The sequence below is a fragment of the Rhizobium sp. SEMIA4064 genome (assembly GCF_003025035.1).
Taxonomy (GTDB): domain Bacteria; phylum Pseudomonadota; class Alphaproteobacteria; order Rhizobiales; family Rhizobiaceae; genus Rhizobium; species Rhizobium paranaense.
Genome location: NZ_PYJN01000019.1, coordinates 342,758 through 366,175 on the forward strand (window position 1 = coordinate 342,758; position 23,418 = coordinate 366,175).

General features: G+C 60.0%; 26 protein-coding genes. 18 read left to right on the plus strand and 8 right to left on the minus strand.

Annotation, left to right across the window (positions count from 1 at the left end):
• Position 1: 1 nt before the first annotated feature.
• Entirely contained in the window at positions 2-655 is a 654-nt protein-coding gene (locus C9E91_RS15415; RefSeq protein ID WP_107109153.1) for a thiamine phosphate synthase, read from the minus strand.
• A 251-nt stretch (positions 656-906) separates the two neighbouring features.
• Here C9E91_RS15415 and C9E91_RS15420 point away from each other — a divergent pair, with 251 nt between their 5' ends.
• On the plus strand, positions 907-1,167 hold the full coding sequence (locus C9E91_RS15420) for an ArsR/SmtB family transcription factor (RefSeq protein ID WP_107109154.1): 261 nt from the start codon (positions 907-909) through the stop codon (positions 1,165-1,167).
• A 206-nt stretch (positions 1,168-1,373) separates the two neighbouring features.
• Here the strand turns inward: C9E91_RS15420 and C9E91_RS15425 are convergent, their stop codons facing one another.
• Entirely contained in the window at positions 1,374-1,547 is a 174-nt protein-coding gene (locus C9E91_RS15425) for a YdcH family protein (RefSeq protein WP_081670329.1), read from the minus strand.
• Positions 1,548-1,776: 229 nt separating this feature from the next.
• On the opposite strand from C9E91_RS15425, the gene C9E91_RS15430 reads away from it, so the two are divergent.
• From C9E91_RS15430 to C9E91_RS15460, 6 genes are all read left to right on the plus strand, one after another.
• A complete protein-coding gene (locus tag C9E91_RS15430; RefSeq protein ID WP_028752913.1) occupies positions 1,777-1,980 on the plus strand; it encodes a YdcH family protein in 204 nt (67 codons plus the stop codon).
• Positions 1,981-1,999: 19 nt separating this feature from the next.
• Positions 2,000-2,494: a 5-(carboxyamino)imidazole ribonucleotide mutase gene (gene purE / locus C9E91_RS15435; RefSeq protein ID WP_181316104.1), complete on the plus strand. Its 495-nt coding sequence runs from the start codon at positions 2,000-2,002 to the stop codon at positions 2,492-2,494.
• Positions 2,491-3,549 carry a 5-(carboxyamino)imidazole ribonucleotide synthase gene (locus C9E91_RS15440; protein WP_107109156.1) on the plus strand — a complete coding sequence of 353 codons (1,059 nt, stop codon included), beginning with the start codon at positions 2,491-2,493 and terminating at the stop codon, positions 3,547-3,549. Before purE ends, C9E91_RS15440 begins: the two co-directional genes overlap by 4 nt.
• Positions 3,550-3,702: 153 nt before the next feature.
• Complete coding sequence (gene ykgO / locus C9E91_RS15445) at positions 3,703-3,828, plus strand: type B 50S ribosomal protein L36 (RefSeq protein WP_003582204.1); 126 nt, start codon at positions 3,703-3,705, stop codon at positions 3,826-3,828.
• Between the two features lie 98 nt (positions 3,829-3,926).
• Complete coding sequence (locus tag C9E91_RS15450; protein ID WP_107109157.1) at positions 3,927-4,556, plus strand: tetratricopeptide repeat protein; 630 nt, start codon at positions 3,927-3,929, stop codon at positions 4,554-4,556.
• Between the two features lie 237 nt (positions 4,557-4,793).
• Positions 4,794-5,843 (plus strand): alpha/beta fold hydrolase, encoded by a 1,050-nt coding sequence (locus tag C9E91_RS15460; RefSeq protein ID WP_107109159.1) that lies wholly within the window; start codon positions 4,794-4,796, stop codon positions 5,841-5,843.
• Here the strand turns inward: C9E91_RS15460 and C9E91_RS15465 are convergent.
• Positions 5,822-6,763, minus strand: a complete 942-nt coding sequence (locus C9E91_RS15465; protein WP_107109160.1) for a LysR substrate-binding domain-containing protein — start codon at positions 6,761-6,763, stop codon at positions 5,822-5,824. The two genes, C9E91_RS15460 and C9E91_RS15465, sit on opposite strands and share 22 nt — an antisense overlap.
• Before the next feature lie 111 nt (positions 6,764-6,874).
• Between C9E91_RS15465 and C9E91_RS15470 the strand changes: the two genes are divergently transcribed.
• The 4 genes from C9E91_RS15470 to C9E91_RS15485 all read left to right on the plus strand — a co-directional run bounded on the left by C9E91_RS15470 (position 6,875) and on the right by C9E91_RS15485 (position 9,302).
• Entirely contained in the window at positions 6,875-7,264 is a 390-nt protein-coding gene (locus C9E91_RS15470; protein ID WP_107109161.1) for a tautomerase family protein, read from the plus strand.
• Between the two features lie 5 nt (positions 7,265-7,269).
• Positions 7,270-7,665, plus strand: coding sequence for a cupin domain-containing protein (locus C9E91_RS15475; RefSeq protein ID WP_107109162.1), 396 nt, complete (start codon positions 7,270-7,272; stop codon positions 7,663-7,665).
• A 2-nt stretch (positions 7,666-7,667) separates the two neighbouring features.
• Positions 7,668-8,240 (plus strand): DUF4865 family protein, encoded by a 573-nt coding sequence (locus C9E91_RS15480; protein WP_107109163.1) that lies wholly within the window; start codon positions 7,668-7,670, stop codon positions 8,238-8,240.
• A 90-nt stretch (positions 8,241-8,330) separates the two neighbouring features.
• Positions 8,331-9,302: a threonine ammonia-lyase gene (locus C9E91_RS15485; protein ID WP_107109164.1), complete on the plus strand. Its 972-nt coding sequence runs from the start codon at positions 8,331-8,333 to the stop codon at positions 9,300-9,302.
• A gap of 3 nt (positions 9,303-9,305) precedes the next feature.
• Here the strand turns inward: C9E91_RS15485 and C9E91_RS15490 are convergent, their stop codons facing one another.
• From C9E91_RS15490 to C9E91_RS15510, 5 genes are all read right to left on the minus strand, one after another.
• Positions 9,306-9,941 carry a LysE family translocator gene (locus C9E91_RS15490; protein ID WP_107109464.1) on the minus strand — a complete coding sequence of 212 codons (636 nt, stop codon included), beginning with the start codon at positions 9,939-9,941 and terminating at the stop codon, positions 9,306-9,308.
• A gap of 155 nt (positions 9,942-10,096) precedes the next feature.
• Positions 10,097-10,732, minus strand: coding sequence for a hypothetical protein (locus C9E91_RS15495; protein ID WP_107109165.1), 636 nt, complete (start codon positions 10,730-10,732; stop codon positions 10,097-10,099).
• 27 nt (positions 10,733-10,759) lie between these two features.
• The gene (locus tag C9E91_RS15500; protein WP_107109166.1) at positions 10,760-12,154 is read right to left on the minus strand and encodes a selenium-binding family protein; all 1,395 of its coding nucleotides are present in this window, start codon (positions 12,152-12,154) and stop codon (positions 10,760-10,762) included.
• 343 nt (positions 12,155-12,497) lie between these two features.
• Complete coding sequence (gene pyk, locus C9E91_RS15505; RefSeq protein ID WP_107109167.1) at positions 12,498-13,937, minus strand: pyruvate kinase; 1,440 nt, start codon at positions 13,935-13,937, stop codon at positions 12,498-12,500.
• Positions 13,937-14,425 carry a DUF1036 domain-containing protein gene (locus C9E91_RS15510; protein ID WP_028752900.1) on the minus strand — a complete coding sequence of 163 codons (489 nt, stop codon included), beginning with the start codon at positions 14,423-14,425 and terminating at the stop codon, positions 13,937-13,939. The genes pyk and C9E91_RS15510 overlap by 1 nt, the downstream gene beginning before the upstream one ends.
• A 205-nt stretch (positions 14,426-14,630) precedes the next feature.
• On the opposite strand from C9E91_RS15510, the gene C9E91_RS15515 reads away from it, so the two are divergent.
• The 7 genes from C9E91_RS15515 (at position 14,631) to C9E91_RS15545 (ending at position 23,377) form a co-directional block, all read left to right on the plus strand.
• On the plus strand, positions 14,631-15,428 hold the full coding sequence (locus tag C9E91_RS15515) for an N-formylglutamate amidohydrolase (RefSeq protein ID WP_107109168.1): 798 nt from the start codon (positions 14,631-14,633) through the stop codon (positions 15,426-15,428).
• Positions 15,429-15,438: 10 nt separating this feature from the next.
• Positions 15,439-15,744: a DUF1244 domain-containing protein gene (locus C9E91_RS15520; RefSeq protein ID WP_107109169.1), complete on the plus strand. Its 306-nt coding sequence runs from the start codon at positions 15,439-15,441 to the stop codon at positions 15,742-15,744.
• Between the two features lie 99 nt (positions 15,745-15,843).
• Positions 15,844-16,104, plus strand: a complete 261-nt coding sequence (locus tag C9E91_RS15525) for a DUF2312 domain-containing protein (protein ID WP_064683289.1) — start codon at positions 15,844-15,846, stop codon at positions 16,102-16,104.
• 519 nt (positions 16,105-16,623) lie between these two features.
• On the plus strand, positions 16,624-17,616 hold the full coding sequence (gene bcsN / locus C9E91_RS15530) for a cellulose biosynthesis protein BcsN (protein ID WP_107109170.1): 993 nt from the start codon (positions 16,624-16,626) through the stop codon (positions 17,614-17,616).
• A gap of 57 nt (positions 17,617-17,673) precedes the next feature.
• Positions 17,674-19,863: a UDP-forming cellulose synthase catalytic subunit gene (bcsA, locus tag C9E91_RS15535; RefSeq protein WP_107109171.1), complete on the plus strand. Its 2,190-nt coding sequence runs from the start codon at positions 17,674-17,676 to the stop codon at positions 19,861-19,863.
• On the plus strand, positions 19,863-22,331 hold the full coding sequence (locus C9E91_RS15540) for a cellulose biosynthesis cyclic di-GMP-binding regulatory protein BcsB (protein WP_181316093.1): 2,469 nt from the start codon (positions 19,863-19,865) through the stop codon (positions 22,329-22,331). The genes bcsA and C9E91_RS15540 overlap by 1 nt, the downstream gene beginning before the upstream one ends.
• The gene (locus tag C9E91_RS15545) at positions 22,328-23,377 is read left to right on the plus strand and encodes a family 8 glycosyl hydrolase (protein WP_107109172.1); all 1,050 of its coding nucleotides are present in this window, start codon (positions 22,328-22,330) and stop codon (positions 23,375-23,377) included. The genes C9E91_RS15540 and C9E91_RS15545 overlap by 4 nt, the downstream gene beginning before the upstream one ends.
• Positions 23,378-23,418: the final 41 nt, after the last annotated feature.

A 23,418-nucleotide genomic window follows, 5' to 3' on the forward strand; every position in this document is an offset into this window, starting at 1 on the left:
ATCAATCTTCAAACCGTGGCGCTTTTTCGTCCAGAAGCGCATTCACTTCCGCAACGATGGACGGGGCCGCCGAGGGGTCTGCAAAAACGGCCCCGCGCAGCGCCACGAATTCGGCGCCCGTCAAAGCCACCTCAAGCGCCGATTTCGGATCGGTGCCGCCCATGATGATGCAGGGAATCTCGATCATCGATGCCCACCATTCGCCGAGCGCCAGGTTTTTCGGGTGCGCCTCCGGCTTGATGTCGCCATCGAGCTTGCCGAAGAAGATGTAGTCGGGACGCAGCTCGCCGATTTCCAGCGCATTGTGCCTGTCCGTGGCATTGCCGCCGCCGACGATGAGCTTCGGTACGAATTTCTCGACCGCCTCGGTGAGCTCGGCAAGATTACCGGTAATGTGCAACCCGTCGGCCTTGGCGCGGCCTGCGACACGGCTGTCTCCGGCAATCAATGCGGCTGCGCCTGCCGCCTGTACCACCGGCACCAGCTTTTCCGCATGCTTCTGAAAGGTGCTGTCGTCGAGCCCATATTGCGGGATGATGACCGACGCCACATCCCCGCCCCTCAGCGCATCGGCCACCGCCTTCGCCTGCTCTTCGATATCGGCGATATCGGGAACGATGAGAACGAGGCGGCAGCGGTCTTCGGGCACGGTCATGCGGGTTTCCATATTTATGGGTTCGATCGCTGGGAATAGCGCACCCGGTTCTATATTTGTGAGTAAATCCGTTGGGGCGGTCTGACAAGGGGCAGCGCGTTGAAAGCACCCGACATCCACGAGCGCTATTTCACGTTGCAGAGGCCCGGGAGCCGTTCCTCACCGCAATAATGTTAGAGCCGCCGGCACAATCATCATTGCGGCGCACAATTAGCTTGCCGCTCTTGGGCGTTTGACGTAGCTTTCGGCCCATGTCGACCATGGACCCCTTCGCAGCCATCGCGGATCCGAACCGGCGTTACCTGCTGGAAGAGTTGCGCCGCGCACCCAAAACGGTCAACGAACTGGCGCAGGGCTTGCCGATCAGCAGGCCGGCGGTGTCGCAGCATCTCAAGGCACTGCTCGACAGCAATCTCGTTTCCGTCACCACCGAAGGGACGAAACGCATCTACGCGGTCAACAGCCGCGGTTTCGACAAGCTCAATTTGTGGCTGGATCAGTTCTGGGCCTGAGATCGGCTCTCTGGCGCGCTCTGTAGCAATTTCCCGATCTTTCTCAGGAAAGTTGCGCCAACTCCCACTCCTCACGTTTTGAAGTTGGCGCATCCGTATCGACTGGGAGCAGTCACCGTCTCTTACAAGGGAATTGTTTCAGGGCCTTTCGGCCCGCCTGTCTTCCTTGCCACGACCGGTGGCTTCCGTCTCTGGAAGACGTTGCGTCAGTGAACTGACGATCGCAGACGTTGGATTTCGTCTTTGAGGCGCAGCTTCCTGCGCTTGATATCGGCTATTTCAGTATCATTGATAGAGGGAGATGTCAGTGCAGAATGCAGCTCCTCCTCGAGAGCGACATGTTTCTTTTCGAGCGATTCAAGATGAGCTTGAACAGTCATATGACCCTTCCTTCCTCTTACGATCCCTGGCCATCCATCGCCAAGGCTCTAGGTGTCAACCCTACCAGTGTGCCATAATATCGAACCCTTGTCGAAGGCGAAAACGTGGCCTATGAGCGGCAAATTCGTGATGAGGGATAACTTCCCGTTACCATCATTTGGTGATAGGAGCTTGCGGGATTCACGAGGCGGAACGAACACGGGTCCGCAGGGCATTGGGGACATGAGCATGGCCGATCAGGAACAGGCGGAAATCAGGCTGATCGTGGCGCGGTTGCGCCAGGAACATGAAGACTATGACGCCGCGATCGACGCCATGATCCAGACGGGCTGCGATGCGCTTCGCATCCAGCGCATGAAAAAGAAGAAGCTCGTCATCAAGGACAAGCTCACCAAGCTGGAAGACCAGATCATTCCCGACATTATCGCCTGAGGAGCAAGACGCGACGATGATGACAGAAAGACCACCCGTCGCCATCATCATGGGCAGCCAGTCCGACTGGGAAACCATGAAGAACGCCGCAGACACGCTGGAAGCGCTGGAAATCACTTACGACGCGCGCATTATCTCCGCACATCGTACGCCGGATCGGCTGGTGAACTTCGCCAAGGGCGCACGCGACGAAGGCTTTAAGGTCATCATCGCCGGTGCTGGTGGCGCCGCCCACCTTCCGGGCATGGCCGCCTCGATGACGCCGCTGCCGGTCTTCGGCGTACCGGTGCAGTCACGCGCCTTGTCCGGCCAGGACAGTCTTCTTTCCATCGTGCAGATGCCGGCAGGCATTCCCGTCGGCACATTGGCGATCGGCAAGGCCGGCGCGATCAATGCCGCCCTTCTTGCTGCCGCCGTACTGGCGCTCAGTGATGAGGATATCGCTGAACGGCTGGACGAATGGCGCGCCCGGCAGAGCGCTGCCGTTGCTGAATATCCGATGGACGACCTATGACCGCGAAAACGATTGGCATTATCGGCGGCGGCCAGCTCGGCCGCATGCTGGCCATGGCGGCGGCTCGCCTGAACTTCCGCACGATCATCCTGGAGCCGGAAGCTGATTGTCCCGCCGCGCAGGTAGCGAACGAGCAGATCGTAGCCGCCTATGACGATCGGGCCCCTCTCGCCGAACTAGCGAAGCGCTGCGACGTCGTCACCTACGAATTTGAAAACGTGCCGGTCGTCGCCGCCGAAAGGCTCGCCAAGGATATTGCCGTCTACCCGCCGCCAATGGCGCTGGAGATGGCACAGGACAGGCTGACCGAAAAGCGCTTCATCAACGATTGCGGCATTCCGACCGCTCGTTTTCACGCCGTCGACAGCCAGACCGATCTCGAAACGGCGCTTGCCGACTTCGGCGGCCAGGGCGTACTCAAGACCCGGCGCCTCGGCTATGACGGAAAGGGCCAGCGCGTCTATCGCTCGTCGGCCGACAGCGCTGAAGGCGGCTTTGCCGCGCTCGGCGGCGTTCCGCTGATTCTCGAAAGCTTCGTGGCGTTCGAGCGGGAGATCTCCATCATTGCCGCCCGCGGCTTGGACGGCACCATCGCCTGCTACGATCCGGCGGAAAATATCCATCGCAACGGTATTCTCCACACCTCCACCCTCCCCGCCAGCATCTCCGCCGAGACGGCGGCAGCGGCACGCGTGGCGGCGGAAAAGGTATTGGCCGCGCTCGGCTATGTCGGCGTCATCGGCATCGAGTTCTTCGTCCTCGCCGACGGCAGCCTGATTGCCAATGAAATGGCGCCGCGCGTTCACAATTCCGGGCACTGGACGGAAGCCGCCTGCGTCGTCTCGCAATTCGAGCAGCATATCCGCGCCGTCGCCGGCCTACCGCTCGGCAATCCAGCACGCCATTCCGACTGCGTGATGCAGAATCTGATCGGCGACGATATCCTTTCGGTTCCTGATTGGCTGAGCCAGGACGACGTGCTGGTGCATCTCTACGGCAAGACAAAGTCGCGTCCCGGCCGCAAAATGGGGCATATTACACAGCTTCGTCGCTAACAGCGCAGGGAAAAAACCCCTGACGTGGTTGACAGGGCTAAGGCGACGGGGTATTTGCTGCCCACCCTAAAGAGCGCGCCGTGAGCGCGCTTTTGATTGTTAAAGATACCGGGCGAATGTGACATTCCCCCTCAAACATCGCGGATCAGAAAAATGAAGATCAAGAATTCGCTCAAGTCGCTCAAGGCGCGTCACCGTGACAACCGTCTGGTCCGCCGTAAGGGCCGCATTTACATCATCAACAAGCTGAACCCGCGCTACAAGGCTCGTCAGGGCTGATTTTGCGTGGCGCCTGGCCACGGGCCGGGCGGACCGTTCGCGGTCGCTTGAGATGATCACATCAAAATTATTTTGATCTTCGACATTGGCGGGCTACTATGCCCGCCATGCGCATTTTTGCTTCGTCATATCTGGCACTGCCGATTCTCCTCGCCCTGACCGCCGCCACACCGCATATCGCCATGGCGGACGATTCTGATATCGTCGAGAAAAAAGATCCGAACGCCGCCTCCGGCACGCTCTCCTCGAAGCAGCAGATCGATAATCTCTTCATCGCTTTGAAGCGCCAGCGCAATCCCGATCAGGCGAGCCTCATCGCCGATCAGATTCGCATGGAATGGAGCGATTCCGGCAGCGCCACCATCAATCTCCTGATGCAATGGGCGGATAAGGCCATCCAGGAAAAGCGCAATGCCGCCGCCATGGATTTCCTCGACCAGGTGATCTCGCTGAAGCCGGACTACGCCGAGGGCTGGAACCGCCGCGCGACGCTGAATTACGCCATCGGTGACTATCGCAAGTCGATGGAAGACATCAATCAGGTGCTGCGGATAGAGCCGCGCCACTTCGGCGCGCTCGCCGGCATGGCCGCGATCTTGAGCGAAACCGGCAATGACGAGCTAACGCTGAAGGCTTGGGCACGCTTCCTTGAAATCTATCCGGCGAATCGCGCCGCCCAGGAGCAGTTTAATACCCTCTCCGAAAAGATCGCCGGTAGCCGAACCTAATGCATGTCGCGCAAAAGTGTGCGGCGGTTTTGCGAAAACGACATGCACAAACAAGGAGCTAAAGTGTGGGAGCGAATCTGAAAGATCGCGACGAGCTTTAGAGCATCTATTCGCTGACGGTCGCTCCGCCTGAAACGGAATGGTCTAGGATTTCTCAACAAAGGGCATATCTACAACACATGAGCGATCGTGAAAGTCGCATAGACCGATAGTTCCCATTATCTACTTTATACCGCAATGATCGATATTCTGCTTTGTGCCCTTGTTCTAATTCCTGCCGCCGCGGCCTGCTTTTCGGCCTATAAGACGCGCGCGATCGAACAGACTTATCCCAATATCGGCGAACTGACCGATATCGGCGAATTCCGCATGAACGCCCTGCATCTGGCGTGCCCGGTCACCGCCGACCTGCCGCCGCTGATCTTCATTCACGGCGCCAGCGGCAATCTGCGCGACCAGTTCGAAGCCTTTGCCGACCCGCTCGCCGGCCGGGCGGAAATGCTGTTCATCGATCGGCCCGGCCACGGTTATTCCGAACGTGGCGGCCCGGAAAATGCCCTGCCCTCCGGTCAGGCCGACGCGATCGCAAGATTGATGGAGAAACGCGGTATCGAGAGCGCCATCATCGTCGGCCATTCCTTCGGCGGCGCCATCGCCGCAGCCTTCGGCATGCGTCATCCCGACAAGACAACCGGCCTGCTCTTCCTTGCGCCGGCGACTCATCCGTGGCCGGGCGGAATCGACTGGTACTATACGCTTGCCGCCATGCCGGTCTTCGGCTGGCTCTTCGCCCATCTGGTGGTGATGCCGGTCGGTCTGCAGCGTGTCGAAAGCAGCACGCTCAGCGTCTTCCACCCCAATCAGCGCCCTGCCGATTACGTGGTGAAAACCGCACCGGAGCTGGTGTTACGGCCAAGAGCTTTTATCAATAATGCAGCCGACGTTGCCAATCTCTTAGCCTATGTCGTCGCCGAAGCACCGCGCTACCGCGAGATCACGCCGCCGACCGTCATCATCACCGGCGACAGCGACGATATCGTCATGGAAGAGCTGCATTCGCGCGGCTTGGCGCGCGACATCGCCGGCGCCGAACTTGTTACCATCCGTCATCTCGGCCACAAGCCGGACTATGTCGCGACCGACGTGGCCATCGCGGCAATGGAGCATCTCGCCGGCCAGTCACGCGATCTCCAGGCATTCGCTCAGGAAGCGGAAGCCCGCCTCGCCCGCCCGAAGACTACATTGCCGGCCGAAGCCACCGCCACTCAGGCAGTCACCAGTTCGTAGTTCGGCGCATCGGCAAACACCCGCCCCTGCGGCGTGGCATCCACCGTTTGCCGCACGGCTTGCAGCATGATCGAAGCCAGCCGTTCCGTCGCCGCGTTCGCTTCCGCTTCGGCGCGATGCAGCAAGAGGTCGAGCTTCGGCAGCGGCGGGAGGCCGGCTTCCCCTGGTGCCATGGGCCGCACCTTAACCGGCAGACCCAGCGGCGTGCGCACCGTCACGCCCAACCCCGCCGCCGTCGCAGCCCAGAGCCCACCAAGACTGGGGCTGACGAAGGAAATGCGCCAGCCGATGCCGGCATGGTCCAGCACCTTGGTCGCGATCGACCGCAGCAGGCAGGGCGCCTCCAATGATGCAAGCGGCAGCGGCTCGCCGCCATCGGCATGCCATTGGGTGGCACCATGCGCCGGCCCGACCCAGCACATCGGCACTTCGGCGATCCGATCGGTATGGGTCGTGCGAAAGCCGTCGCTCCAGGCAAGCGCCAGGTCGAGCTTGCCGGACGTCACGCGCTCGATGAGCTCTGCATTTCGCACCACACGCGCCTCGATCCGCACCTTCGGATGCGCGCGGGCAAAGCGGCCTAGTACCTCCGGCAACAGCGTCTCGCCGAAATCCTCCTGCAAGCCGAGCCGAACCCAGCCTTCCAGATCGGCACCATGGATCGCAGTCGCCGCCTCGTCGTTGAGATCCAGCAGCCGCCGCGCATAGCCGAGCATGGTCTCGCCGGCCTCCGTAAGCGCCAGCCCGCGCCCGGCCTTGCGGAAGATCGGCGTACCCGCCTGTTCCTCCAGTTTCTTGAGCTGCGCGCTGATCGCGGACGTCGAACGCCCGAGCCGTTCTGCCGCCTTGGCGAAGCTGCCAAGCTCCATGCCTGTCACGAAGCTGCGCAGGACGTCGAGGTCGAAGATAACTTTCCGCATGATCAACTATCCATATTTTCGGGATTATAAGTCAAATATTATCTGATTTTCCGAACTATTATCCCGTGGCATGGTGTGCTCGTCAAGTAGACCCGATGACAGGAGCACCCCATGCCATTCACTCGTATTTCCCTTCTCCGCGGCAAGTCGCCGGAATATTTGCAGGCGCTTTCGGATAATTTCCACCGCGCCATGGTCGAGACCTTCGACGTGCCGCCCACCGATCGCTTCCAGGAGATTCATCAGTTGGAGCCGAACGAGCTGATCTTCGACCGCACCTATCTCGGCGGCCCACGCTCGGACAACTACGTCTTCTTCCAAATCACGATCGGCAAGCCGCGCTCGACGGAAGTCAAGAAGGCCTTCTATCGCCGCCTCGTCGCCCTGCTTGCGGATGCGCCGGGCCTGCGGCCCGAAGATGTCATGATCAATATCGTCACGACGACGCGCGAGGACTGGTCCTTCTCGGACGGGATCGCGCAAATGATCGAACAGGCCTGACAACGATGAACCGGACAAGCATTCGACAGCCGTTGCCAATCCATCGCGCCGGCACCGCCATCCAGCGTTCGCCGGAAGGCATCGCTAACAGGCCCTTCTGGGTGGAGATGCTGGTTCAGGACAACGAGGACGGCGGGCTCACAGCCATGCGCTGTACGCTCGAACCCGGCACGATGACACGCTGGCACACCCATCCACACGGGCAAATCCTCTATGTTCTATCGGGTGTAGGCCTTGCGCAGCGTGACAACGAACCGGCCGAGGAACTGCGCGCCGGCGACTGCATAATCTTCGCACCCGGCGAGCGTCACCGACATGGCGCAACGCCGGACAGCACTTTCGCCTATATCAGCATCCAGGCTCAACAGAACGGCGCCGCCGTGACCTGGCTGGAGGATTGACCATGATTGCCATGCAATACAGCTTCACCCTGCCTGCCGACTACGACATGGCGATCCTCGACCGTCGCATCCGCGACAAGGGGCCCATGCTCGACAATTTTCCCGGTCTGAAGTTCAAGGCCTATCTCTCCGCCCGGAAAGGCGATGCCAGGACGGGAAGCCGCGAGAATCTCTATTCGCCCTTCTATGTTTGGGACAAGGATGAGGGGTTGAGCAACTTCATCTGCGGTCCCGGCTTTGCCGGGGTAACGGAGAGTTTTGGCCGGCCGCAGGTGAAGACCTGGATCGTCTGGCGCGCCGATATCTCGCCGGATATTCAAAATGCCCGGTTCGCCATCCGCGAGATCTTTCAAACGGGGCCCTATGCGCCGCTTGCCGAGATTCGTCAGCGCGAAAGCGATGACGCGACTGGCGAAGTCGCGCGCGGCGAAGCGCTTGCTTCCGTCGCCGCCTTCGAACCGACCAGTTGGACGCGGGTGCGTTTCCGTCTGCTTGCCGATCTGCCAAAAGACGTTTTGAGGCCCGGTGTCCAGATCTACGATGTCGGCCACCTTTCTTTGTCGGACGTTGGTTGAAGTGTCACCGGGACAAAGTCGTTGTTTTAAAGAGGACCGCAGCGTTTTATGGATTGAACAGCCTTTCCGCAGCAGAAGAGTGTTCCCTCCATGGTCGATATTGCAATGATTGAAGCCGCTCGCGACCGCCTCGACGGCCGCGCCCGGCGAACGCCACTTCTCTCCTCTCCTTTCCTCGATGAGATCGCCGGGCGGCGGCTGTTCGTGAAAGCGGAATGCCTGCAGCATACCGGCTCCTTCAAGTTTCGTGGCGGCTGGTCGGCGGTTTCGGGGCTGGAGCCCTCCGTGCGCGCGAGAGGTGTCATCGCCTTTTCCTCCGGCAATCACGCCCAGGGCGTGGCACTCGCCGCGCAACTGCACGGCGTGCCCGCCGTCATCGTCATGCCGACGGATGCGCCGAAGCTGAAGATCGCCAATACCCGCGCCTTCGGTGCCGAAGTCGTGCTTTATGACCGCATCAAGGAGGATCGTGACGAGATCGGTGCGCGGCTCTCCAGGGAACGCGGCCTGACGCTGATCAAGCCTTTCGACGAGCCGCTTGTCATCGCCGGCCAGGGAACGACCGGGCTGGAAATCGCTGAACAGGCAGCAGAAGAGGGCATCAATGCCACAACCGTGCTCGTCCCCTGCGGCGGCGGCGGGCTCACTTCGGGAATCGCGCTCGCACTGGAATCCCGCGCCCCCGGCTTCAAGGTCCGCCCCTGCGAACCCAAGAACTTTGACGACACGACACGCTCTCTCGCCTCCGGCAAGATTGAACGCAACGCTGCCCTGCAGGGCTCGATCTGCGACGCCATCATCACGCCACAACCCGGCAACATCACCTTTCCAATCCTGAAGCGCCTCTGCAGCCCCGGCCTCGTCGTAACCGATGAGGAAGCGCTGGACGCCATGGCGCTCGCCTTCACCCGCCTCAAGATCGTCGTCGAGCCCGGCGGCGCCGTAGCGCTGGCGGCGGCCCTCTTCCATGGCAAGGAGATCGACGGCGACACGGTCATCGCGGTCACCTCAGGCGGTAATGTCGATATGGACGTTTTCGAGACGGCGCTGCGCCATCACTAACGTTTAACTCGCCGCGCGACGATAAAGTGCCAGCGAACCGGCCAAAGCCAGGAGTGCGCCGCCGCAGGCGCGTTCCAGCCATTTCGTGCCTTCCGTCTTGAGGAAACGCACCGCCTGCGAGCCGAACGCGGCATAGCCGAACATGATCGCGAAATCGAGCGAGGCGAAGAGCAGCGCGAGGACGGCGTACTGCGGCATCTGCGGCGCGGCCGGATCGATGAACTGCGGCAAAAAGGCCGAGAAGAACAGATAGCCCTTGGGATTGGTCACCGCGACCATGAAGCTCTTCATCCCGATGGACAACAGCGTGCCCTTCCCCTGCCCGGCATTGGCCTTGAGCATGCCGTCGATCGTTCCCTTGGAACGCAGCATCATGATCCCGAGAAAAGCGAGATAGGCAGCGCCCGCCCATTTCAGCAAGGAAAACCAGAATTCCGAGGCCGCCAGCAACGCGCCAAGCCCGATGGCAACCGCGCCGATCAGCACGAAGTCCGACAGCACGGCACCAATCATGCCGGCGAGCGCACGGCGCACGCCGTAACGCGAACCGTTGGTCAGAGCCAACAGAACAGTCGGCCCCGGCGTCGCGATGCCGATGAAGGAGACGGTGGCAAAAGCAAGCAGCGTGGCAATGTGCATGATTTCCTCCCCATGGTTGTCGGAAACTTGCATGCACCGCTATGCTTGGCAAGCATGTGCTTTTGGTATCCCTGTGCTCGTCATAAATATTGAGTATGCCGCACTCTCCTCGACCTCATCACCACAGAGACCGATCGAGATCTTCATCGCCTTTTCTACACGATCAGCAGCACAGTACCGGTGCCAAGCAGAACCAGCGTCCAAACGAGATCCACATTGATCCAGGCGCTGCGCAATATTTCGAGCCCGACCCAGCGATAGACCGCCAGGGCAACGAGACTTGTGACCGCCAACATCGCAAATGTATGGACGCCGACCGCCGCGATCGTGATCGTGATCGTCGCGGACGCGTCCCCGCCGATGCCATGCAATGGCGATCCCGTTAGACAGAGCGGCATCAAGGCCGGCAGGAGCATGAGCCCCGCACCGTGAGCCGTCGCCATCAGGAATGACCAGAGCACAAGGCCTGCAAGCCCGGTGCGCATGCCGATGCGAACGCGGTGCCGGTGTCCGAAGAAATGATGCCAGAAAGCCCAAGCGACGAGGCCGACCCCGGTGACCAAGCGCACAACGCCCTGATCCACGAAAAGACCGACGGCAACGACGGCGCCGGCGACCAATGCGATGGACGCGACGTGGCCAAGGGCGATAGCAGGGACCGCCTTGACCACGGCGGCGGAACTCTGCCGGTGAACGCCGAGCGCCACGGCAAACAACCATCCCATCGCGGGATTGAGACCATGAAAGGCTCCCAATCCCGCCAGCAGCACCCAGGGCCAGAGTTCGTTCATGGGGCACCTCGCCCGGCTAATCTTCGCTCACGGATAACAATAGGAATCCGACGAACAGTCTCCACCCTCTAAGCGGACCTGATGCGGACGATGCGACTTCGGCCATTCGACGAAGAATTTCTCGTCGAAGGCAATGCCGCCCTCCTCTCCCGCATCAAGCTTCACCATCCAGCCGGAAAGTCCGTCGGGATAGAACTGCTCATCGATCGCGCCATAAAGCGAGTTGGTAAAATAGACGCGGCGACCGTCGCGGCTGATCTCGACCATTTGCGGACCGCCATTCAGCGCGCCATTCTTCGCTCCCGGGTGCGAAGCGCGTGAAATAATGCCACCGATCCGGACCTTACCCGTCAGCTTGGGCTTGAACGGATCGGACACATCGTACTGATGCAGGTCGCCGGTTCCCCAGCAGGCGACGTAGAGAAATCTGTCATCCATCGAAAGATCGATGTCGGTGACGAGCGGCGGCACGGCTTTGAAACCCTTGAGCATCGGCGGCAACTGCTCCGGATCGGCAGGCTCCGCCGGAATGTCGATCACCTTTGTCACCGCCCACTTTTCACCGTCACGGTGCCAGACCCATATCGATGAGGAGAGATCCTCGAGGCTGAGCACGCAATTGACAAAACCATAGGCCTTGGTCGGGTCATGCGCCGGTCTGAGTTCGAACACGAGTTGATACTTATCGCCGAAATCGATCGTCTGCAGATGCTTGCGCTTGTGCAGGTCCCAGAAATGCAGACGGCGGCCATATTTCGCGCCGAGCAGGACTTCCGGGATCAGGCCATTTTCGAAGGTATCCGGCGTGCCCCACTCGCTGGTCACGAGCGTGTCGTGACCAAGGTGCCACCAGACGTCATAGGAAAGCTGTTGCGGTCCACGATCCATTTCCCATTGACCGCGCACATCGAACGTCTCGTGATCCATGAGGAACACGCCGCCCGGCCCCTTCCCCTCGGCATTACCAAGGGCCGCGACGTAGATCCCTTCCGGTCCGCAATGAATGGTATGAGGCCTGGAATATCCGGCCCGCTCGGCGACTTCCCCGGGTTCGATGACCTTGACGATCGATGGCTTCCGACCATCGGGCTTGGTGTCGATGATATGGATGCGCGAGGACCTCAATCCCGGCACGACCAGATAGCGGCGCTCCGCATGCGGATGCGGCGCATTCGGGCAAAGGCAAGATGAACAGGCGTTCCAGCCGAAATGATGCAGCTCGTCACCGACATTGGGCATCGCGACGGAGGTGACGATCTGACCGTAAGAGGCGGATTTGGGATCGACATCGACGACCGCGAGCTCGTCGGGAACTGCGCGTGTCGGATCGAAGGCGACGACATAGGCAAGCGTCTCCGGGGCGGCCTTCATGGCCATGCGCGGTGACGGATAAAAGCTTGGATCGGGTTTCCACGTAACCATGTGAAGTGCTCCTGGCTCGCGTTTGCTGAACAATGACAATGTTCGCGAAATGCTTGCCGACAGCAGGCTCATCGCTGCCGACGGGGCAGGATCAAATGCTTCAATGGGATATCAATTCGAGACCGTTCCCGCGACTGAACAAGCCGCGGACGCAACCCTACCCAGGTAATTATCTCAGATAAAGGCGGTTTTGGGCAGCGTTATTCGCCGCCAATTTCACGGCGGTAGTCGGGCTATCTTTTTCAACACGAGGGTTGGAACGGCCGTGGTTGCTCCCTGATAACGCAAAAAGCCCGCCGCCTTTCTCAGGCAGCGGGCTTCGATATCAGTTAAAACCCGGCGATTACACGCCGGATTGGCCATCCGAGCCGATATAGGCGATACGGAGCATGTTGGTCGCTCCGGGAGTGCCGAGCGGCACGCCGGCCGAGATGATGATGCGGTCACCGGGCTTGCCGAAGCCTTCTTCTGCGACGATGCGGCAGGCATTGTTGACCATATCGTCAAGGTCCGTGGCGTCATGGGTGACGACACAGTGCATGCCCCAGACCACCGACAGGCGGCGTGCCGTCTGGATGATCGGCGACAGCGCCAGGATCGGAACCTGCGGGCGCTCACGCGAGGCGCGCAGGCCGGTCGTGCCAGACGAGGTGTAGCAGACGATAGCGGCGAGCTTCAGCGTCTCGGCAATCTGACGGGCAGCGAGCGAGATGGCGTCGGCGCCGGTTGATTCCGGCTGCGCGCGCTGGGCGTAGATGATGCCCGGATAGTGCGGCTCGCGCTCGATTGTGCTGGCGATCGAAGCCATTGTCGACACAGCCTCGACCGGATAGTCGCCCGAAGCGGACTCAGCCGACAGCATGACGGCGTCAGCGCCCTCGAAAACGGCGGTCGCGACGTCGGAGACTTCAGCACGGGTCGGAACCGGCGCCGAGATCATCGATTCCAGCATCTGCGTAGCGACAACGACCGGCTTACCGGAACGGCGGCAGGCACGAATCAACTGCTTCTGGATGCCGGGAACGGCTTCGAGCGGCATCTCGACGCCAAGATCGCCGCGGGCGACCATCAGCGCGTCGGAAAGCTCGATGATTTCCTCGATGCGCTCGACGGCCTGCGGCTTCTCGATCTTCGACATCAGACCGACGCGGCCACGCGAAATCTTGCGGACTTCAGACAGGTCTTCCGGACGCTGGATGAAGGAGAGCGCCACCCAGTCGACTTCATTGGTGGCGAGCACGGCGTCGAGGTCGGTACGATCCTTGTCGGTCAGCGCGCCGACGCCAAGCAGCGTATCCGGCAGGCTGACGCCCTTGCGGTCGGAAATCTTCGTGCCGGAAATGACGGTCGTGACAATGCTCTTGCCGTCGCACTTTTCAGCGCGAAGCGCGAGCTTGCCGTCGTCGATCAACAGCCGATGGCCGGGTTGGACCGACTCCAGGATTTCCGGATGCGGCAGGAACACACGGGTATTGTCGCCGGGCGTATCGCTGTTGTCGAGCGTGAAGGTCTGGCCGGGCTTGAGATCGACCTTGCCCTGGGCAAACTTACCGACACGCAGCTTGGGACCCTGCAAGTCGGCGAGAATGCCGATCGGACGACCACAGCGGGCCTCGACTGCGCGGATGCGCTGGATGAGCGTCCGCATCAGGTCATGGCTGGCATGGCTCATGTTGATGCGGAACAGGTCGGCACCAGCCTCATGCAGCTTCTGGATCATCTCCTCTTCGGAGGAAGCCGGGCCGAGCGTCGCTAGGATTTTGACTTTTCGGTTGCGTTTCATCAATTCTGGCTTTCTTGGCTGCCCGGGGTATCGGAGAGCTGAACCATCCAACTCGCCTGACGTCCCGTGTCGTATTCCTTGAATCCCATTTTCTGGTAACCGCGCGCGTAGCAATCTTTCACGCCTGGGATTTTGAATTCATTTTCCGCCACGCACATTTCGATATCGCCCGTCCAGCGGCCGCCGCGAGCTGCGTCTTCTGCGTAGAGGTAATAATAGCGGGACTGAAGCGGCCCTTCGATCAAAGTGGCGCAAGTGGTGGCCGGAACCTGCCACCATCCCTCGGTCACCCAGCCTTCCTTCGCACGATAGCCGATCGCCACACCCACCAGATTCTGCGTACCGTTGCAGACGCGAAAATCGGCATGAGCTGCATTTGGCATGAAGAAAAACGGCGCGGCGGCGGCAAGGATGAAAAATGCGAATCGGGCAAGCGGCCCTGACCGCGTAACGAAACTTGGCGCGACTTGGCTGGACACGGCTTCCAATGGGCTCCCGGTTATTCGTTGTTGCGTCTTCTTGCGCTGCCATCCAACGAATGTCAACGCAACTCTAATCGATTATATTTTCTTCACGGGATGGTAGCGGCGCCCTTAAGGCCCGCACCTCGCCGATGAAGAGGCCAAGCCTTGCACCTTCCGCCCGCCCATGCAATCAAACAACGGGCAGAAAATGCGGTAATCGACAATCCACATGAATGACTTCACATCTTTTGAGATCGTATCCGGCAATCGTGACAAAGGCATGGTCATCCTCGGGGATCATGCAATGCGGCACCTCCCCGAACGCTATGGGCGGCTCGGCCTGCCGGAAACTGCCTTTTCGCGGCATATCGCCTATGACATCGGCATAGAGGGTCTTTGCCGCCAGCTTTCGGCGCGGCTCGGCGTTCCCTCCGTGCTGGGCGGCTTTTCCCGCCTGCTGATCGATCCGAACCGCGGCGAAGACGACCCGACCCTGATCATGAAGATTTCCGATGGGGCGATCATCCCAGGCAATCATCCGATCACCGAGGAAGAGTGGAATTACCGCATCGAAGCTTTCCATCGGCCCTATCACCGCGCTGTGGCTGAAACGATCGCATCGGTCGCGGAGGCGACGGGCAAGGCGCCGCTGGTGCTGTCGCTGCACTCCTTCACCCCGGCCTGGAAGGGCGTCCCCCGCCCATGGCATGCAAGCGTGCTTTGGGACAGCGACGAGCGCGCCGTGCTGCCGCTTCTTGCAAAGCTCGGCGCCGACACCAATCTCGTTGTAGGCGACAACGAACCCTATGACGGGGCGCTGAGAAACGACACCATGTACCGCCATTGCATGGTCAAGGGCATTCCGCATGCGCTGCTGGAAGTCCGTCAGGATCTGATCGGCGACGAGGCCGGCATCAGCGAATGGGCCGAGCGGCTGGCACCGATCTTTTCAGCGATGAACGACGACCCGGCGCTGCACGAATACAAGCGCTATCCGTCGCGCACCGGCCCGTATGACGAGGCTTGAGGAGATAGAGATGACCGAGCTCACCAAGGAACAGCAGACCGAGCTGGAGGCAGCCGCCTTCCGTCGCCTTGTCGCGCATCTGCGCGAACGCAGCGACGTTCAGAACATCGACCTGATGAACCTCGCCGGTTTCTGCCGCAACTGTCTGTCCAATTGGTATCGCGAGGCGGCCGAAGAAGCGGGCCTGCCGGTGACCAAGGACGAATCGCGCGAAATGGTCTACGGCATGCCCTACGAGGACTGGAAAAATCTGCACCAAACGGAGGCTTCCGCTGTGCAAAAAGCCGCTTTTGAGCGGAACAGGCCGAAGGAATAGGGCCACTTCCATCGAGACGACTTGACCTCGCGCTTCATTCACGGCAGGTCAACGGCCCATCGAATTCAGGCCTCAAGGCCGCAAGAGAGGATATGACACATGGAAGAAGTGGCCACGACTGGCGACGTCAACGTAGCGGCGGCGGAACTCCGCCAGTTCATCGAGCGCATCGAGCGGCTGGAAGAAGAAAAGCAGACGATCGCAGACGATATCAAGGATGTGTTCGGGGAAGCGAAAGGCCGTGGCTACGACACCAAGGCTATGAAGACGATCATCCGGCTGCGCAAGAAGGACGCCAATGAGCGTCTCGAGGAAGAATCCATCCTTCAGACCTACATGGCCGCACTCGGAATGGAATAGTCACCCCTTCGGGCGGCCGTCACTCCAAAAGGCCGCCTGACACCTTCTTGCCAGTTCGATAACGCCCAGGCTTCGTACCTCCCCGCGAAACTTCGAATCCTCTATTTTCCTCGCAGCCACGTTCTCTCGCTACCGTGCTCACCGCACGCCTCGGCGGAAATGCGCCGGCCGCTCGAGGAGCAAACTTTCCCATTTGATAATCGATTGGCTCCGACCGGACCGCCTCACTCCAACGGCGCCGGTCATCGGAACGACATGTCGAGTAATCGATAAATTGTGAGATTGCAGGACGAAAAACCACCTAGAGTCGATCAGCTTGGGCAATAGTTCGATGAACGCCGGAAACAAGGGGGGAAACCGTCGTTTCCGGTTTCCGGATTTGCCTATTTCTATCGCTGTTAATTGTTAGTTAACCATAATTGCGTTTATGCTAAATATCGATGCCCGGGGCTTGATTTCAAAATGCGTCGCGTAATTTGCCCATGAATATAACGATAAACGATTGCCGCGATCCCAAAGATGCACTTAGTCAAAATAGCAGCGCTCGTAACATTGGCCGGTTTGGCGACCAGTTGCACGACAACGGGCGGGGTACGGCAATCGGCTGGTGCAGAAACACTCCCCAATGAGAAAGCACTGGCATTCCCGCCGCCCGGCGGCCCTGCCATCGTCAGCGTGGTCGAACGCCAGCACAAGGACGATGTGGAGCAGACGATTTCGCTCTCCACCTCATCGTCCGTTGCCGGTCAGAACTTCCTCAAGGTACAGTTTCTCGGCGTGACTGGCTCGAACCCGGGACTGGGCAGCACACCTTATAAAATGATCAGTGACGGTGCGATCGCCAGTGAGATGGCGGCGACGATACCAGGCGTTCGGCTCGCTCGCTCCGCAACCTTCGTGCAAAACATCTACGGCCCCTTCGGTTATGCCTCGGGTCAGAGCCGGGCGGGCGACACCTGCATTTATGCCTGGCAGCAAATCCGCGCAGGTCGTTCCGTGCCGGTGGAACAGCGCAATTTCAGCATGGTCCAGGTCAGGCTCCGGCTCTGCGATGCGCAAGCAAACGAGCGGCAACTTCTGAGCACCGTCTACGGCTACACGATCGCCGGCGGTTTCGAAGGTGAGGCCTTGAACCCCTACGGTGCCCCGCGAGGAGCCGAAACTTTGCTCGGTCACCCTGGCGATCCGATTTATCCGGACCCAGGCGGCTACCGCAATGGAGGGACGCCCATCGGCTACGAACCGCGCCCCGTTGTCGTTCGCCCCGCAATTGTCAGGCGCCAGACCACGGTCCAGCCGCCAGCCGCTGCCACCGTGGCTGTACCTCAGGTAGTCGGTCCTCGCGTGCCATTGCCCGATCCGCAAGGCAGTGTGCCCCAGACAGGTGTCACAACCGTGCCGGCACCGATACCGGGGCAGGTTCAGCCAAGGATGACGGCCCCCAGCGGTACGATCGTACCGTCGCCAGACTGTATCGGCGACGCGGCCACGACCGCTGCCTGCCGGAGATAATGAAATAACCTGGAAGCGCCGACAGGCGCTCGGCTCAGCGCCATTAAAGGGACGTCGATGCAAACAGCGCGAAGCATTTTGATGTGGATGGTGGTTTCGCTGTGCGGAATCGTCCTGATCACCTTGCCGGTCAATCTACAGACGCAGCTCATCGCGAGCACCGCGGTCGTTACCTTCATGGCTGTCATCAAGGTCCTTAAGGCGCAAGGAACATGGCGGCTGATCGCGCTCGCTTTCGGTACATCGATCGTCTTGCGCTACGTCTACTGGCGCACGACCAACACGCTCCCGCCCATCAATCAGCCGGAAAACTTCATTCCTGGCCTGCTGCTCTATCTTGCAGAAACCTACAACGTCGCCATGCTGATGCTCAGCCTTTTCATTGTTGCGACGCCCTTGCCCCCGCGCGTCGGCTGCGCATCGAAGGTGCAGCAATATCCATCCGTCGACGTTTTCGTTCCGTCCTATAACGAAGACACGAAGCTTCTCGCCAACACACTCGCGTCCGCCAAGGCGATGGACTATCCGGCCGACAAGCTCAAGGTTTGGCTGCTCGACGACGGCGGCACTTTGCAGAAGCGCAATTCCACCAAGCTTTTGGAAGCGCAGACAGCAATGGCGCGCCACGACGAACTCAAACAGCTTTGCGAAGATCTCGATGTCGAATATCTGACCCGTGATCGCAACGAGCATGCCAAGGCCGGCAATCTCAACAATGGTTTGAAGCATTCGAAAGGCGACCTGATCGCCGTTTTCGATGCCGACCATGCGCCGGCCCGCGATTTCCTGCTCGAAACCGTCGGTTATTTCGAGGACGATCCGAAGCTCTTTCTCGTCCAGACACCACATTTCTTCATCAATCCCGATCCGCTGGAGCGCAATCTGCGGACTTTCGACAACATGCCGAGCGAGAACGAGATGTTCTACGGCATCATTCAGCGTGGCCTGGACAAGTGGAATGCGGCCTTCTTTTGCGGTTCGGCGGCTGTATTGAGCCGCGCTGCGCTGGAATCCCAAAACGGCTTCAGCGGGATCAGCATCACCGAAGACTGCGAAACGGCATTGGCCCTTCATGGCAGCGGCTGGAACAGCATCTATGTCGACAAGCCGCTTATTGCCGGTTTGCAGCCCGCGACCTTTGCGAGCTTCATCGGCCAGCGCAGCCGCTGGGCGCAGGGTATGATGCAAATCCTTCGCTTCCGCTTCCCGCTGCTGAAGCGCGGCCTCTCGCTGCCGCAACGTCTTTGCTACATGTCCTCCACGCTCTTCTGGCTCTTTCCCTTTCCGCGCACGATTTTCCTGTTCGCGCCCCTCTTCTATCTTTTCTTCGATCTCGAAATCTTCACGGCGTCGGGTGGCGAATTCCTGGCCTATACGCTTGCCTATATGCTCGTGAACCTCATGATGCAGAACTATCTCTACGGTTCCTTCCGCTGGCCGTGGATTTCGGAACTCTATGAATATGTTCAGACGGTGCATTTGCTGCCCGCCGTCGTCTCGGTCATGCTCAATCCCCGAAAGCCGACTTTCAAGGTCACGGCCAAGGATGAATCGATCTCGACCAGCCGCCTCTCGGAAATCAGTCGTCCTTTCTTCGTGATTTTCGCCGTGCAGATCATCGCGGTTGCGGTAACAATATACCGCATCTATGCCGAACCCTATAAGGCAGACGTGACGCTGGTCGTCGGCGGCTGGAATATGATCAACCTGATCTTGTCCGGCTGTGCCCTTGGCGTTGTCTCGGAGCGTGGCGAGCGATCCTCCTCGCGCCGCGTCAGGGTCAATCGTCGCAGCGAATTCGGCGTCAACGGCAAATGGTATTCCGCCTCGATCGAAGACGTTTCCGTTCACGGCGCACGGCTGAACGTCTTCAACAAGGAGCTTGATCCGGTCATCGCGGGCACGGAGGGAGTGCTCCGTTTTCAGCCCTATAGCGGCGCAGAAATGGAAACGCTGCCAGTCATCGTCCGCAACGTTCAGCGAACCGGTGAGATAACGACAATCGGCTGCCAATATGTTCCGAAAGGTGCCCTGGATCATCGCCTGATTGCCGATCTGGTGTTTGCAAACTCCGATCAATGGACGCAGTTCCAGGTGGCGCGCCGTCGCAATCCCGGCATCATTCGCGGGACGATCTGGTTTCTGGGCCTGTCGCTTTATCAGACAAGCCGCGGTCTGCTTTATCTTTTCCGAAGCATGCGATCCGAAGGCGAGGCGGAGCAGCAAGGCGCAAAGGCTGGCAATTGATGAAAAGCGTCCTTTCAGCGCTGATTTTCCTGCTTGGCGCCACGATCGTCCACGCCCAGACGGCGCCCTTCGACATGTCCGGCGAACGGCCGAAAGGTGCAAAGCCGATCGTGCCGGAAACAGTGATTCCGCGGGCAACTGCGCCGCAAACGACCACGCCGCAGGTGACGACTCCCAAGGTGGCCGCTCCGCAAGCAGTGACCCCGCAACCGGCCGCCCCCCAAACAAGCACGCCGCAGGCAGTCGTGCCGCAAGCGGCCACGCCCGTCGTACCGGCGCAAACCATTCCAGCCGTAAAACAGGCGGCCGCAACGCCCGCGGCCGCTGACTTCCGGCGATATGTGGTGCCCTTCGCAAACTTTCGGCTGGAAGGTGAATATGATCGGAAATCCTGGTCGATCTACCTCACGCCCGAACAGGCCGCCGCCCCTGCCAAGTTCAATTTCGCCTATCAGAATGCGGTCGTCGTTGCCCCCGAGGCTTCGCAACTGACCATCTTTCTCAACAACCGCCCAATTGGCCAGCAGCAGATCGGCTCGCCGGACAATGCCTCTTCGATAAGCTTCGACATCCCGCGCGGCCTGCTGCAGCCGGGTGCCAATCTGGTGACGTTCGAAGCGACACAGCGCCATCGCACCGATTGCAACATCCAGTCGACCTACGAACTTTGGTCCGACATCGATCCGGCAAAGACCTATCTCAGCTTCGGCGAGCAGGCTGCACAAAGACTGTCGAGCACGGATGCGATCCGAGCAATCGGTGTCGATGGTGCCGGCAAGACCGAATTCAACCTCGTCGTGCCGGCTCTGGCGCAACCGGGCACCACAAAACCGCTGCTGCGGCTGGCTCAAGGCCTTTCGCTATTGAGCGGAATGCCGAACGAAACCTTCTCTTTCAGTACGGACTCGTTACCCCCACCCGGTCCCGGAAAGATGACGGTACTCGTCGGGACACCGGCCGAGCTGCAACCATTGTTTTCGGCACCCGCGGCAGCACAAACCGCCGCATTGGCAACCTTCGTCAAGGATCCGCGCACGGGCTCCACGATCCTTCTCGTCAGCGGGCCATCCTGGCAGGCGGTTTCCGGTGCAATCGATACCATCGTCTCGCCGACCGACAGAGACCCGACCGTCCGTCGCGATATCCTGGTAACCCAGCGCTGGACGGCGCCCGACGCGCCATTCCTGTTTTCGGATACGAGCCTTTCATTCTCGCAATTGGGTATCAACACGACGGAATTTTCGGGGCGGCGCTTCCATACCAGCTTCAATGTGGCAATCCCCTCGGACTTCTATGCCAACGCCTATGGCGAGGCGACCATCCTTCTTGATGCCGCCTATGCGAGAAACGTTCTGCCGGGGAGCCATATCGACGTCTATGTCAATGGCAGCATTGCCACGACGAAGCCGATTACCGCGACCGGTGGCGGCATTTTCAGGCACCTGCCCATCCGCGTGACGATGCGTCACTTCAAACCCGGTCTCAACACCGTGACGCTGGAAGCGATGTTGCAGACCAACGAAGACCAGGCGTGCATGCCCGGCACGACCTCCATCACAACGCCTCGTTTCGCACTGTTCGATACGAGCCAATTTCATATGCCGGACTTCGCCAGGGTCGCCCAACGTCCGAACCTCGCAGCACTGGCAGGCACGAGCTACCCATATAACCGTGGCCTCGTGCCGGCGGCCCTCTTCATCGACCGTACCGATACCGACACCTTATCTGCAACGGCAACATTGCTGGGACAGATGGCAGTCGTCGGCGGGCATCCCATCGATGTGGATCTTATCGCCTCCCCGAGCGGCGTCGGAAACCGCGACGCGATCTTCATAGGCTCGATTTCGGAGATGCCGACGACCACCCTGTCGCAGATGAACATCGCGACCACCAGCCAGGCATCCTGGCGCCCCGTCACATCAGGGCAAGGTGGCCAACCGGAAACCGCAGTCACATTCGACGAGTGGCGCTCGAGAATTGGCGGCGGCATGCTGCAGCAGCAGATATCGCGATTCCAGGATTGGATGCGCCGTAATTTCGATATCTCGCTGAGTTCGCTGCAGTTCATGCCCGGTGCGGAGCACGTCTTCACGCCCTCGAATGTCAACAGCTTCATGATCGCTCAGGGAGCGAGCGCCACAGGCGATTCCTCCTGGACGATCGTCACCGCGCCCTCGGCAAAGGACCTTCGAGCCGGGACCGAAGCCATGACATCCCAGGTCGATTGGCCGAAGATTGCCGGTCATATCACCGTCTATTCCAGCAAGACCGGAAAGGTCGACACGGTCCCCGTCAGCCGCTTCGACTTCGTCATGACGCAACCCTGGTCGATCACCAACTACCGTCTGATTGCGGCAAACTGGCTTTCGACCAACATTCTGTCCTATGCATTCCTGCTCGTCATCCTCTTCCTGCTGATCGGCGTTGCGACGTCGGGAATTCTCGCGAAGATCGGCAGGCGCGCATGAGGCGCTGGCGCACCATGCTCATTGCCGGTGGCGTCGCGCTTACGACGATGTGCCAGCCAGTTGCTGCGCAACACGCTGCAATCGCGCCTGAGGCCTGGGCTGCCTACAAGGCGAAATTCCTCGATACCAGCGGCCGCATCGTCGACAATGGAAATGACAATATCAGCCACAGCGAAGGACAGGGCTATGGTCTGTTGCTCGCTTATCTTTCGAACAGCCCCGCCGATTTCGAACAGATATGGTATTTCACGCGAACCGAGCTGCTGCTGCGCGACGATGGTCTCGCCGCCTGGAAATGGGACCCGGCTGTCACTCCGCATGTGACGGATACGAACAATGCTTCCGATGGCGACATGCTGATCGCTTACGCCCTGGCGCTGGCGGGATCGGCATGGAACAAGAAAGACTATTTGGAGGCGGCGGTGACGATAGCGCACGCGCTGCTTTCGCATGCCATCATTCACGCCGGCGGACAGACGCTGCTGCTCCCTGGTATCAAAGGCTATGGAGCCGCTGAACGGGAAGACGGCCCCGTCGTCAATCCCTCCTACTGGGTCTATGAAGCCATTCCCGTCATGGCGCTGCTGGCGCCTTCCGATGAATGGCAAAAGCTGACGGATGACGGCCTGGCCCTGCTGCGGTCGACGCAGTTGGGACCACGAAAATTGCCGGCGGACTGGGTGAGCCTGCGTAGCAAGCCTAGACCGGCTGAAGGTTTCGACGCCGAATTCGGTTACAATGCGATTCGCATCCCGCTTTACCTCGCGCGGGCGGGAATTTCCGACAAGGCGCTGTTGACGCGGCTGCAGGCGGGTATGACGGTCGAAGGCGATGAGCCGGCCACGATCGATCTGGAAACCGGCAAGCCAAAACAGCCACTTACGGACCCAGGTTATAGAATTGTTAACGATGTTGTGGCGTGTGTAACAAGCGGGGCGAAGCTGCCCGCTTCGGTTCGGCAATTCGCGCCGTCACTCTACTATCCGTCGACCCTTCAATTGTTGGGCCTGGCTTTCGTTGAGGAGAAACATCCGGAGTGTTTATAAAATCCTCCCTACTTACGGTTTCGGTGGCAGTCGCGGTGGCA